Annotated in this window: 10 protein-coding genes; 5 read left to right on the plus strand and 5 right to left on the minus strand. The window is 71.2% G+C overall.

Going from position 1 to position 12,803, the window contains the following annotated elements:
* The first annotated feature begins 6 nt into the window (after positions 1–6).
* The 4 genes from C463_RS12840 to C463_RS12855 are packed head-to-tail and all read left to right on the plus strand — an operon-like array spanning position 7 to position 5,950.
* Positions 7–1,140, plus strand: a complete 1,134-nt coding sequence (locus C463_RS12840; RefSeq protein ID WP_008444440.1) for a lysylphosphatidylglycerol synthase transmembrane domain-containing protein — start codon at positions 7–9, stop codon at positions 1,138–1,140.
* A 30-nt stretch (positions 1,141–1,170) separates the two neighbouring features.
* Positions 1,171–2,352: a hypothetical protein gene (locus C463_RS12845; RefSeq protein ID WP_008444442.1), complete on the plus strand. Its 1,182-nt coding sequence runs from the start codon at positions 1,171–1,173 to the stop codon at positions 2,350–2,352.
* A gap of 39 nt (positions 2,353–2,391) precedes the next feature.
* Positions 2,392–3,546, plus strand: coding sequence for an extracellular solute-binding protein (locus C463_RS12850; RefSeq protein ID WP_008444444.1), 1,155 nt, complete (start codon positions 2,392–2,394; stop codon positions 3,544–3,546).
* A gap of 49 nt (positions 3,547–3,595) precedes the next feature.
* Positions 3,596–5,950 carry an ArnT family glycosyltransferase gene (locus C463_RS12855; RefSeq protein WP_049905918.1) on the plus strand — a complete coding sequence of 785 codons (2,355 nt, stop codon included), beginning with the start codon at positions 3,596–3,598 and terminating at the stop codon, positions 5,948–5,950.
* A gap of 516 nt (positions 5,951–6,466) precedes the next feature.
* On the opposite strand, the gene C463_RS12860 is transcribed toward C463_RS12855, so the two are convergent.
* The 3 genes from C463_RS12860 to C463_RS12870 form a co-directional block, all read right to left on the minus strand.
* Positions 6,467–7,120, minus strand: a complete 654-nt coding sequence (locus C463_RS12860; RefSeq protein WP_239638911.1) for a dolichyl-phosphate hexose transferase — start codon at positions 7,118–7,120, stop codon at positions 6,467–6,469.
* A gap of 227 nt (positions 7,121–7,347) precedes the next feature.
* The gene (locus C463_RS12865; RefSeq protein WP_008444448.1) at positions 7,348–9,006 is read right to left on the minus strand and encodes a GMC family oxidoreductase; all 1,659 of its coding nucleotides are present in this window, start codon (positions 9,004–9,006) and stop codon (positions 7,348–7,350) included.
* Positions 9,003–9,548, minus strand: a complete 546-nt coding sequence (locus C463_RS12870) for a gluconate 2-dehydrogenase subunit 3 family protein (protein WP_008444449.1) — start codon at positions 9,546–9,548, stop codon at positions 9,003–9,005. Before C463_RS12870 ends, C463_RS12865 begins: the two co-directional genes overlap by 4 nt.
* A gap of 115 nt (positions 9,549–9,663) precedes the next feature.
* On the opposite strand from C463_RS12870, the gene C463_RS12875 reads away from it, so the two are divergent.
* The gene (locus tag C463_RS12875; protein WP_008444450.1) at positions 9,664–11,274 is read left to right on the plus strand and encodes an ABC transporter permease; all 1,611 of its coding nucleotides are present in this window, start codon (positions 9,664–9,666) and stop codon (positions 11,272–11,274) included.
* A 105-nt stretch (positions 11,275–11,379) separates the two neighbouring features.
* Here the strand turns inward: C463_RS12875 and C463_RS12880 are convergent, their stop codons facing one another.
* Positions 11,380–12,390, minus strand: coding sequence for a sulfite exporter TauE/SafE family protein (locus tag C463_RS12880; protein ID WP_049905933.1), 1,011 nt, complete (start codon positions 12,388–12,390; stop codon positions 11,380–11,382).
* 49 nt (positions 12,391–12,439) lie between these two features.
* A complete protein-coding gene (locus C463_RS19265) occupies positions 12,440–12,604 on the minus strand; it encodes a DUF7512 family protein (protein ID WP_008444452.1) in 165 nt (54 codons plus the stop codon).
* Positions 12,605–12,803: the final 199 nt, after the last annotated feature.

Here is a 12,803-nt window from a genome sequence, read left to right on the forward strand (position 1 = left end):
GAATGGATGAATCCGCGCATCGCCGCCGCTCGGCTCCGCGAGCGCCTGTTTCGACTTCGGGAGCGACTCCCGCGGGGAACGCTTTCGGTCGCCGGGACGGTCCTCGTCCTTGCGGTCGGCGGTGCGGTGTTGACGCGGACCCTCGACGTCGAGGCCGTTGTCTCGGCGGCGACCGCCGCCGACCCGGCGCACCTCCTCGCGGCGCTCGCCGTCTACCTCGCCTCGTGGCCGGTCCGCGGCCGGCGGTACGGCGACGTACTCGCGCCGATGGGATACCGGTCCCGCACGGCGTTCCTCACGGCGACGGTGTTCGCGAGCCAGACCGCGAACCTGATCGTCCCCGCGCGGGCCGGCGACGGCGTGCGCGCGTACCTGCTGAACGACCGCCGCGAGGTGCCGTATCCGACCGGGGTCGCGTCGCTGGCGGTCGAGCGCGCGTTCGACTTGGTCGCGCTCGGCGCGCTCGGGGGCGGCGCGCTCGCGGTCCTGCTCCTCGACGGGCAGGCCGTGGCGCCGAACGGGTCGGAGCGGGCGGTCGCGGCCGCCGCCGCGCTCGCGCTCGCGGCCGCGTCGGTCTCCGCGGGCGGCGTCGCGGTCGCTCGGAGCGACCGCCGGTTCGGGCCCGCCCTCCGCGACCGGTTCGACGGCTCCCGGCTCTCACGGGCCGTCGACGCAGCGGTCCGGTTCGGCGCCTCGGTCCGGGTCGTCGCCGCGGACGCGGGCGCGCTCGTCCGGGTGTCGCTCGCGAGCGTCGTCGTGTGGGGGGCGGACGTCGCGACCGCGGTCCTCGTCCTCGCGGCGCTCGTCGGCGGATTCGGGGCGGCGGTCGACCCGGGGACGCTCCTCGTCGTCGGCACGCTCGCCGTCTCGGCCGGGAACCTCGCGAAGGTGTTGCCGCTCTCGCAGGGGGGAATCGGACTGTACGAGGCGGCCTTCACCGGTATCGTCGTCGCGGCGACGCCGATCCCGGCGGAGGTCGCGCTCGCGGCCGCGGCGCTCGATCACGCGCTGAAAAACGCTGTCACGCTCGCGGGCGGCGGCCTCGTCGCGGCCGCGTTCGACCTCTCCGTGACGCGCACGCCCGACGATTCCGAGCGGGAGCGGGACACGGGCGCGACGCGGCCCGCGACGGACCGCTAAACTTTTAGGTTAGCCTAAAAACGATCGCGTATGAATCCGACCGCCTCCGACAGCGACGGTCCGGACGTCTGCGTGATCGTCCCGACGATACGGGAGTACGAGTGTATCCGTGCGTACGTGGCGAACGCCCGCGACCACGGCTTCGACGTCTCGCGGCTCCACTTCGTCCTCGTCACCGAGGACTTCTGCGACGTCGAGGAGATGCGAGACATGCTCGACGACCTCGGCGTCTCCGGCGAGGTGTTCGACGGCACCCGCCGCGAGGAGTGGTACGAGGCCAACGGCGTCGCGGAGTACGGCCACGTCGTCCCGGCGGCGAGCCACGCCGAGACGAGCTTCGGCCTGCTGTACATGTGGGCCCACGACGAGTACGACTACGGCGTGTTCATCGACGACGACACGCTCCCCCACGACGACGTCGACTACTTCGGCCGTCACATGGGGAACCTCGCGTTCGGCGGTTCGATCGAGCGCGTCAGTTCGGACGAGGACTGGGTCAACGTCCTCTACGACAACGCCGACGAACACGGGCTCTACCCCCGCGGATACCCCTACTCGGCGATGGACGAGACGGTCGAGACGGACTCTGTCGCGGTCGAGCCCGGCGAGGTCGTCGCCTCGCAGGGCCTCTGGACGAACGTCCCCGACCTCGACGCGGTCCGGATCCTGATGGACGGCGATCTGGAGGGGCAGGCGCAGACCCGCACGACCGCCGCCGACTTCGGCGAGGACTTCGTCGCCGCGCGCGGCAACTACCTCACGGTCTGCTCGATGAACCTCGCGTTCCGCCGCGAGGTGATCCCCGCGTTCTACCAGCTACCGATGGACGACAACGAGTGGGACGTGGGTCGGTTCGACGACATCTGGTCGGGGCTCTTCCTCAAGCGCGCCTGCGACGTGCTGGGCAAGCGGATCTACAACGGCGACCCGCTGTGTGAACACAACAAGGCCCCGCGCTCGACGTTCGACGACCTCGCGAACGAGGTCGCCGGGCTGGAGCTGAACGAGCACGTCTGGGAGGTAATAGACGGGGAGGGCGACGACGCCGACTCGTACGCCGCCGTCTTCGACGCGATGGCCGACGCGCTCGCCGAGGGCGACTTCGACGAGTGGAACAACGGCGCGTTCCTCAACCACTGCGGCGAGTACATGCGCGACTGGCTCGACTGCCTCGACGCGATCCGCCGGACGCCGGCGGTCGCGGACGACTGAACCGACACGACTAAACGTATTTAGGTAAGCCTAAAACACATGGCGAACGACGACTTCGACGAACGAGACGGACGCGACGTTCGACGACGGAAGTTCCTCGCGGCCGCCGGTTCGGTCGGCGTCGCGGGGATCGCCGGCTGTAACGGGACGGACGAGGGAGGCGACGGCGAGGACGGCGGCGACGGCCCCGGCGGGGCCGTGGGCCAGATCGGGTCCGGCCGCGCCGGCCGCGACGCCCCCGGCGGCACGCCGATGGCCGATATGCCGGCGCTCGAAGGCGAGCTCACCGTCTACTCCGGTCGCGGCGAGTTCCTCGTCGGCGAGCTCGTCAGCTACATCGACGACCTGTACGACGACTTCGATCTCACCATCCGGTACAACAACTCGACCGACCTCGTGAACCAGATCGTCAACGAGGGGGAGGGGTCGCCGGCGGACGTGTTCTACTCGGTGAACGCCGGCTCGCTCGGCGCGCTCGCCGACGCGGGACGCACGCAGGCGCTCCCCGACGGCGTGGCCGAGAAGGTCCGCGGGGAGTTCCGCACCGAGCAGTGGGTCGGCACCTCCGGCCGCGCCCGGACGGTCCCGTACAACACTGAGGAGTTCTCCGAGGATGACATGCCGGACGACATCATGGCGTACCCCGAGGAGTTCGAGGGCGACCTCGGCTGGGCGCCGTCGTACGGCTCCGCGCAGGCGTTCATCACCGCGATGCGGCTGCTCGAAGGCGAGGAGGCCACCCGCGAGTGGCTGGAGGCGATGGTCGAGCGCGGCGCCGCGACGTACCCCGACGAGTTCCGCACGTGTCAAGAGATCGCCGACGGCGAGATCGACGCCGCGTTCACGAACCACTACTACATCCAGCGCGTGCTCGACGGGAACCCCGAGGCCCCGATCGCGACCTCGTTCACCGAGGGCGACGCGGGCGCGGTGTTCAACGTCGCCGGCGCCACGGTCGTCGACACGGCGTCCGACGCCGACCTCGCCGCGAACTTCGTCCGGCACCTGCTGTCGGCCGAGGCGCAGGACTACTTCGCGCGCTCCACCTTCGAGTACCCGCTGATCCCCGACGTCGAGCCGATCGGCGACCTCCCGACGATCGACGAGCTGGACGTCCCGGACATCGACCTCTCGGAGCTGTCCAACCTCGAACCGACGATCGACCTCATGCGCGACGCCGGCGTCCAGATCTAACCGGCCGCCGCGCTCCGCACGACGCTCACTTCACCACGGCCTCCCATTCGTGTCACCCCTTCCACCGCGCGTCCGCCCGCGTCGGCTCGCCGTCCGCCTCCGCCGGCGGCTCGGCGCCGACCGGGTGAGCCTCGCCGCGGCGCTGGTGGCCGTCGCGGCCGGCGTCCTGACGTTCGCGATCGCCGCCACCGTCTTCTCGCACCACTCCGCGAACCACGACGAGGGCGTTTACCTCACGCAGGCCGCGCTCCTCCTCGACGGCCAGTTGGCGCTCCACGCCGGGCCCCTCGCCGACGCCGTCCACCCGTGGTTCTTCATCGAGGACGGCGGGCGCCTCTACCCGAAGTACAACCCCGTCCCGGCGGCGATGTTCGCGGTCACGATGGGCGCGTTCGGCGAGCCCCGCGTCACCCTCGCGGCGGTCGCCGCCGGCAACGCCGCCTTGGTGTACCTCCTCGGCTCGATGGTCGTCGGTCGTCGAGCCGGTCTCGCCGCGGCCGTCCTCTTCGCCACGTCGCCGATGGCGGTCGCGACCTCGTCGGCCTTCCTCCCGTACGCGCCGACGACGTTCTTCAACCTCGTCTTCGCGGTCGCGTACCTCCGGAGCGTCCGGGACCGGTCGCTCCGGGCGGCCGGCGTCGCGGGCCTCGCGATCGGGCTCGCGTTCTTCGCGCGCCCGTACACCGCGGTGCTGTTCGCCGCCCCGTTCATTCTCCACGCGCTGTGGCGGGTGGTCTCGGCCACCCGGCGGTTCGGCGCCGAGTCCGGGACGTCGACGCCGCGCGCGCTCGTGGCCGCCGGGCTTCGCGGCCTCCCGGACCCGGTCCGCCGCCACGGGCTCACGGCGCTGTTCGGGTCCCTGTTCGTCGGCGTCACGCTCGCGTACAACGTCCGAATGACCGGGTCGCCGCTCACGTTCCCCTATCAGGTGTTCGCGCCGATGGACGGTCCCGGCTTCGGCGAGCGGCGCATCCTCGGCCACTCGGTCGACTACACGCTCGGCTTGGCGCTGGAGTCGAACCGGTACGCGCTGCAGGAGATCGCGACCCGGTGGTTCGTCGCCGGCCCGCTCGGGACCGTCACCGCGCTCGTCGGCGCCGCGGTCGCGTTCCGGGGCTGGCGCGCAAGCGGCGACCCCCGCGGTCTCCTCGACGACGACCCCGACGCCGACGCGGCGACGGCCGCCGACGGCGGCGCGGCGGGGCCGTCCGGCTCGGCCGCGTTCCGCCGGCTCGCGGCGCTGCTCCTCGTCGGCGTCGCGGTCTCGGTCGTCGTCGGGAACCTCTACTTCTGGGGGACCCACAACGCGCTCGCCGACCTCTCGGATCCGACCGACGGACTCGCGTCCCTGTTCGGTCCGTTCTACCACTTCGACCTGCTCGTCCCGCTGTCGGTGGTCGGCGGGCTCGGCATTGCCGCCGGCTATCGGGCGCTCTTCGCCGTCCGCGCGCGACTCGTCGACCGCGGCCTCTCACGGTCGGCCGCGGGCGCCGCGCTCGCGGTCGTCGTCGCGCTCGCGGTCGCCGGCGGAGGTGTCGCCGCCGTCGACGCGGCCGCGGACCCGATAGAGCGGAACGCCGCGGTCGACGAAAAACACGAGGCGGCGTACGCGCCGTTCGACGAGACGACGTTCGAGGACGGGCTGGTGTTCATCCCCGCGCCGTACGGCGAGTGGCAGAACCACCCGTTCCAGTACCTCCGGAACGGACCGGGACTCGACGGCGACGTCGTGTACGCGCTCGACCGCGACCCGGTCGAGAACTTCGCGGTTCTCGACGCCTATCCGGACCGGACGCTGTACCGCTACGGCTACCGCGGGACCTGGACCGCGGACCCGAACGCGCACGTCTCGCCGAAGCTGGCGGCGCTGGACCGGCGGTCCGGGTCCGCGATTGAGGCGACGACGACCGTCGGCGTGCCGGACCGCGTCGCCCGCGCGCAGGTCCGCGTCGACCCGCGCCGGGGCGCTCCGGGCGGTCCGGACCACGTCTCCAACACGGTGAGCGACCTCGGCGACTCGCTCGCCGTCGACTGGACGGTGACGCCTGAGGGGGTCCGGCTGTCCGACGCCGCGGCCGCGGGCGACGCCGACGCGGCCGAACCCATCCCCTTCGACCCCGAGGGCGACGTGGTCGCCGTGACGGTGACGCTCGTCGACCCGACGGGCGCGACGTTCACCTACCGACAGGAGGTGACGGTTCGGGTGACAGAGAGCGGGGAGCCGGGAGCCGAGGGTGACGAGGCGGGAGCCGACGCCGAGCGCGTCGAGGTCGTCTGGCCGCCCGAGCGCTCGACCTGCCGCCTCGTCACGGAGTGCGGCACCGAGGGGACGTACCTCCCCGACGACCCCGACGCCCACCCCGACTGGGTCGTCTTCGAGACGGACGCCGAGACGAACCATTAATCGGCTGATAGCTTATAGATAGCTGACTGCGGATCGGCAGTGAACACCTCCAAAGCCCCAGTCGCGAGGCGGGCGCACGCTCGCTGCGCGCCTCACTCGGTCGCTACCGCTCCCTCGTTGCGGTGCTTACGTCGCCTGCGCCCGCCTCGCGACTGCCCCTTTGAGTCCCACCCCGCACAGCACCGCAACCGCCGGAAGACGGTCCTGCTCGCTCCTTCCAGTCGCTGCGCGGGCTGCGACTTCCGTGCTCCCGCTCGCTCCCTTCGGTCGCTCGCGGGACCGCACCTCACACCTCCCCAGCCTCGTCAGTCGCCCTCGCTTCGCTTCGGGCGACTGACTCCCTCGCGCGTGCGATTCGCGCCTTTCGGGCGCTCATCGGCACGCGCCACCGCCGCGTTCATTCATAAATAGTCGGCGCCGTCGCTCACGACTGTGAAAACGTCGCCGGCGGCGGTCCACTGTGCCCACAGTATCCGTCCGGACCGCCGTCGACGTCGCGTCGGGGGCGGAGTGCCCTCAGAAGCGCCGCAGTTGCTCTTCGAGACAGACGGTGACGATCGACTTCGCGATGGCGGCGCCGCCGCCGATCGGGTCGAGTTTCGTCTCGCCGAGGCGCTCCGCGTACCGGATCGGGCGCTCGCGCACGTCGTAGCCCCGCATCAGCGGGCGGATCAGGAGTTCGGCCGAGAGGCCAGTGTTCTCGGTCCACCCGATCTCCTCGACCACGTCGCGGCGGTACGCGCGCATCCCCGTCGTGGTGTCGTGGACGCCCTCGCCCATCAGCAGGCTCGCGATCGCGGCGAACGCGTGGTTGCCGAAGCGGTTGAACGCCGGCATCGCGTCGGCGCCGTGGTAGAGCCGGTCGCCGCTCACCACGTCCGCGCCGTCGTTGATCTCGGCGAGGAACTCCGGCAGCGCCTCCATCGGGTAGGTGTCGTCGCAGTCGGTCGTGACGACCACGGGGCGGTCGGGCGTCAGGATCGCCTCGCGGACGGCGACGCCGTACCCCTGCGGCTCCTGCTCGATGACTCGCGCGCCGTGTTCGCGGGCGATCTCCGGGGTTCGGTCCGAGGAGCCGTCGACGCAGACGACTTCCGCCCTCCCGTCGGTCGCCTCGTCGATGTCCTCCAGCACCGTCGCGATGGCCTCCTCCTCGTTGTACGTCCCCATCACGACGCTGAGGTCGTCGAAGGTGTACTCCCCGCTCTCGGCGTCCGCCGCGTTCGCGGCCCCGCCCTCGCCGTCTGCCGAGCCCGTAGCCCCGTTCTCGTCGTCCGCTGCCACGTCCACGGCGCTCGCGGACCCGTTCGTCGCGTGTGCTGAGTCGCTCATTACCGGCGAGTCGATCCGGACGCACTTGAGTTTTTAGGTTTACCTAAAATAGTGGCGGCGAGCCGTCAGGAGCCGTCGGCGAGCCACTCGGCAACGTCGTCGCCGACGCGGAGCGCGAGCGCGGCGATGGTGAGCGTCGGGTTCATCGCGCCGCTCGTCGGGAAGACGGAGCTGGAGGCGATCCAGCAGTTATCGAGGTCGTGCGTCCGGCAGTCGGCGTCGACGACGCCGCGGTCTGGGTCGTCGCTCATCCGCGTCGTGCCCATGTGGTGGTAGGCGGGACCGGTCGCGTCCGGTCCGGCGACCCACTCGACGTCGGCACCGAGTTCCTCGAGAATGGACACCTGAATCTCGTTGGCGCGCTCGATCGTGTCGAGCGCGCGGTCGCCGACGGTCCACTCGATCCGCGGGACCGGGTTCCCGCGGTCGTCGGTGCGGTCGTCGGCGAGCGTCACGCGGCTCTCGGCGTCGGGAAGCTGCTCGACCAGCCCGCCCATCGCGACGTGGTTCCCGTACCCGTCGCGGAGCCGCTCCGCGAGCGCGTCGCCCCAGTCGTCGCCCGTGAGGGCCATCTCCACCGGCGAGGGGCCGGCGTAATTGAAGAACTCCAGCTTGAACGGGGCCTGCGACTCGTCGGCCTCGTCGTAGAACTGGTCGCAGGCGCTGGTGTAGAAGCCGACGTGGTTCTGTCTCGTCGGCTCGTCGAGCGTGCCGCCGGCGCCCACGAACAGGTGGTCCATGAAGAACTCGCCGACGTGTCCGCTCCCGTTCGCGAGCCCGTCGGGGTACCGGTCTGACGCGGAGAGCAAGAGGAGCCGCGGCGTCTCCACGCCCCCGGCGGCGACGACGAACGCGTCCGCCTCCTGTCGGTGTCGTTCCCCGTCGGGAGTCGCGTAGACGGCCGCGGTCACCCGGTCGTCGCCGTCGTGTTCCAACTGTTCGACCGGCGCGCGGTCGATCACCGTCGCGCCCGCCGCCTCGGCGCGCTCGACGTGGACCGTCGCGTCGTACTTCGCGCCGCTCGGACAGACGGGCTGGCAGGTGCCGTAGCCGACGCAGGGCGAGCGGTCGTCGTACGGTTCCGAGTTGCGCGCGTTGGGCACGGAGTGCATGTCGATCCCGAGCGACTCGCAGGCCTCGGCGAACAGCGAGTCGCTGTAGGAGGGCTCGAACGGCGGCATCGGGTGGGGCTCCTCGCGGGGCGGCGCGTAGGGGTTGTCCGACGCGCCCGAGACGCCCAGTTCGCGCTCCGCCTCGGCGTAGTAGGGCCGCAGGTCGTCGTAGTCGATCGGCCAGTCGGGGCCGACGCCGCGCTCGCTCCCGGAGTTGAAATCCTCCTCGTGGAGCCGCATCACCATCCCCTGCCAGTGGAGCGTCGAGCCGCCGACCCCCTTCACGCGGGCGTGGTTCAGCGGGTACGTCCGGTCGCCGGCGGTCTCGTGGGCGTCGCGCGCGCCGCCCATGCCCCACACGTCGGGCCGACCGTACGACGGCCGGATCGCCCGCTCCTGCCGGGCGAGCCGATCTTCGGGGTCGAACCGCGGCCCGGCGTCGAGGATCACCACGTCGCGGTCGCCGGCGAGCCGGTCGGCGACGAGCGCCCCGGCGGGACCCGCGCCGACGACACAGACGTCGGCGTCGGCGACGGGCGTTCGATCGATCGCCTCGTCGGCGTCCGCGTCGGCCGCCGACCGCTCGTCACCGACGCTCTCGGCGCCGCTCACGGCGGCCCCCGCTGATAGCTCTCGGCTCCGCCCGGGTGGCCCTGCGGGTTCTCGATGCCGACGAGTTCGCCGCCGGTCGGGGAGGAGTACAGCGCGAGCAGGAGCTCGTTCACGACGTAGTACCGGACTCGCTCCGCGGTCGTTCCGTCCGGGTTCTCCTCGGCCACGTCCGCGCCGAGCTCCCGGAGCAGTTCGTCCCGGTCGGCGGGCGAGAGGTCGGCGACCGGCGCGTCGTCCCACGACCGCGCGGCCGACTCCACCTCGGCGACCGCCGCGCGGATCCCCTCGCCGTGGGGCGACCCGTCGAGCCGGCCGTCGAGGAACGCCCCGACGAACGAGTCGATCCCGGAGACTGCGTCGGGGTACATCGTCTCCGCGACCGCGGTCATCGCCGTCCGGACCGCCTCGTCGTCGGGGAGTTCCTCACCGTCTCCCGGTCGGCCGCGCCGCTCGTCGGTCGTCCGACGGACGCCGAGCGCGACGCCGCCGGTCGCGCCGAGCGCGGCCAGCGCGGCCGTCGCGTCGCGTCGCGTCAGTTCCATGGAAGAGTTTAGGTGGCCCTAAATTCATATATCCGTCGGAGCGCGCTCGCCGGGCGATCGGAACCCCTAACGCCGGGCGCGCCCTCGCCTCGACAACTCGACTCTCCCCCGCACAATGTCTCTGCGAACCCGGATCCGCGACCGACTGACCGACGGCGACGACAGGCTCCCGATCGGGCTCACGCTGCTGTGCGCGGCGATCGCCGCCACCCTCGTGTTCCCGCTCGCGTGGCTCGTCATCGAGGCGGTCGCCGTCGAGCGCGAGCGCGCGCTCGGACTCCTCTTCAGCGCCGGGACCGCCGACGTACTCGTCAACAGCCTCCTCCTGATGGCTGGCGTCACCGGCTTCTCGATCGCGATCGGCGTGCCCCTCGCGTACCTCACGGCACGGACAGACCTCCCGTTCCGCCGCTTCTGGTCGGTCGCGGTCGCCCTCCCGCTCGTCGTGCCGAGCTACGTCGGCGCCTTCTCGTTCGTCTCCGCGTTCGGGCCGCAGGGGGAGTTCCACGAGGTGCTCGCGCCGCTCGGCGTCGAGCGCGTCCCCGAGATATCCGGGCTCTGGGGCTCGATCCTCGTCATCACGCTGTACACCTACCCGTACGTCTACCTGACGACTCGGGCCGCGCTGCTGTCGTTCGACACGACGCTTTTGGAGGCCGCGCGGACGCTGAACCACGGCCGACTCGCGGCGTTCCGCCGGGTGACGCTCCCGACGATCCGGCCCGCGATCGCCGCGGGCTCGCTGCTCGCGGCGCTGTACGCGGTCTCGGACTTCGGCACCCCGTCGATCATGCGACTCCCGGTGTTCACCCGGCAGATCTACGTCGAGTACAACGCGTTCGGGCGCGACTACGCCGCGCTGCTCTCCCTCCAACTGCTCGTCGTGGTGGTCCTCGTGCTCACTCTGGAGTGGGCGGTCCGCTCGGACCGGGAGACGAGCGGCGACGACGCGGGACAGACCGAGGACCGGGTGTCGCTCGGGCGGTTGCGCTGGCCGGCGACGCTACTCCCCGCCGGCGTGTCCGCGTTCGCGCTGCTGGTGCCGCTGTGGATCCTCGGGCTGTGGCTGGTCAACTCGGAGGCGGGGCGTCGCCCCTCGCTCGCGTTCGAGCCGATACAGGTGCTCAACTCGGTGTCGGTCTCGGCGGCCGCCGCGGTCGTCGCCGCGCTCGCCGCCATTCCCATCGCGTACTTCGCCGCGAACCACGACTCGCCGCTCGCGGTCGTGTTCGAGCGGGCGACGTACGTCGGCTTCGCGGTGCCCGGCATCGTGTTGGCGCTCGCGCTGGTGTACTTCGGCTCCGGGTACGCGCCGTGGATCTACCAGACGCTGCCGCTTTTGATCTTCGCGTACGTCGTCCGGTTCCTCCCGCAGGCGGTCGGCTCCACCCGGACGTCGATCCTTCAGGTCGACCGCCGGCTCGTCGAGGCCGGACGCACGCTCGGCGAGTCGCCGACCGGCGCGTTCCGCCGCGTGACGTTCCCGCTCACCCGGTCCGGGATCGTCGCCGGGGCCGCGCTCGTGTTCCTCACGACGATGAAGGAACTGCCCGTCACCCTCGTCCTGCGTCCGTCCGGCTTCGACACGATCGTCACCCAGATCTGGCGCGCGCAGTCGACCGCGCTCTACCAGTACGCGGTCGTCCCGACGCTCATCCTCCTCGTCATCTCCGGGCTCTCGATGGTCGTCATCCTCACGCAGGAGGGCGGCGAAGAGGGGCTGTGAGCTGGACCGGGAGTCAGTGGCGGCGACGAAGCGCGTGAGCTGGACCGGGAGTCGGGGACGGCGAGCAAGTCGACTGCGAGCGACGCTGCGCGACCGCGAACGCGGTTAGTCCGCCGTGGACCGCGAGTCGGTCCGCCGCGTCACGCGGAGCGAGGTGATTGTCGTGTACAGCACCGCGGCGGCGACGACGACCGCCGCGCCGATGACGAGCACCAGCCCGAGCAGTTCGAGCGTCGAGTTGCCCAGGTACGAGCCGACCTCGCCGATACCCACGGCGATGGAGCCGACCAGCAGCATCCCGCCGAAGTACACCTTGATCTCGTCGGAGTCGACGACGGCGGTCGCGGCGGAGCCGACGCGCGCGCCGAGCGCGCTGCCGAACAGCAGCGGCGCGACGATGCCGAGGTTGACGCCGCCGCCCTGGCCGTAGAGGTAGCTCCCGAGGCCGCCCGAGAAGACGATCTCGAACAGGTCGGTGCCGACGGCGACGGGCACGGGGACGCCGATCGCGTAGATCATCGCGGGCATCCGGATGAAGCCGCCGCCGACGCCGAGGAACCCGGACAGGACGCCGGTCGCGAAGGCGACGGCCGTGATCACCCACGCGGACACGCGGACGTCGCCGCGGAGCGTCACCATCGGCGGGATCCGAACGGTCCGCTGGATCGTCTTCGCGATCTCCGGGATCTCGTACTCGTCGAGGTCCTTGTCGGCCGCCTCGTGGTCGACGCCGCCGCCCCCGTCGCCCGTCAGCGCGTCGCGGGTGACCATCGCGCCGACGCCGCCGAGCAGGACGACGTAGGCGACGCTGATGACGCCGCCGGCGAGCCCCATCGATTCGAGGTAGTAGACGCTCGCGCGCCCGGCCTCGATGCCGATCGTCGTCCCCGTGATCATGATCACGCCGAGCTTGTAGTCGACCTGCCCGAGGTCGTGGTGTTTCAGGGTCGCGATGACCGCCGTCCCGAAGACGAACGCCATCCCGCTGCCGACCGCCACGGGAGCCGGGTAGTCCAACATGAGCAGGGCCGGCGTGACGAGGAACGACCCGCCCATGCCGAAGAACCCGAACAGGACCCCGACGACGAGGCCGAACCCGACGAACAGCGCGAGCATCTCGGGGCTCGTGTCCAGCACGCCGAGCCCGGCGAGGGCGCCGACGAGGCTATCGAGCACTCGAGTCACCCCCGACGACGAGGTCCATGAGGTACGGCCCGACGAGCCGTTCGAGGCCGCCGTAGCCGGCGTAGAGGACGAACGCCTCGAAGAGGATCACTCCGATCAGGAGGGCCGTCTCCGGGTCCCAGGTCGGAATCTCTAGTCCTGCCATCGGTTCACCCTCCGACTACCGCACGCGGTAATTCGACTTTGGCACATTTCTGCTCAACTCATCCTACTTGCTTCGAGGGTATAACGGTTTTGGGCTATGAGCACAAGACTATATTCCGGTAACCTCGTTCGGAGTACCGATAACTTACGGCGAAGGTACGGGGTCGGAACCCGGGCGATCGGTCGGTCGACGCCGCGGG

The organism is Halorubrum californiense DSM 19288 (assembly GCF_000336875.1).
Classification (GTDB): domain Archaea; phylum Halobacteriota; class Halobacteria; order Halobacteriales; family Haloferacaceae; genus Halorubrum; species Halorubrum californiense.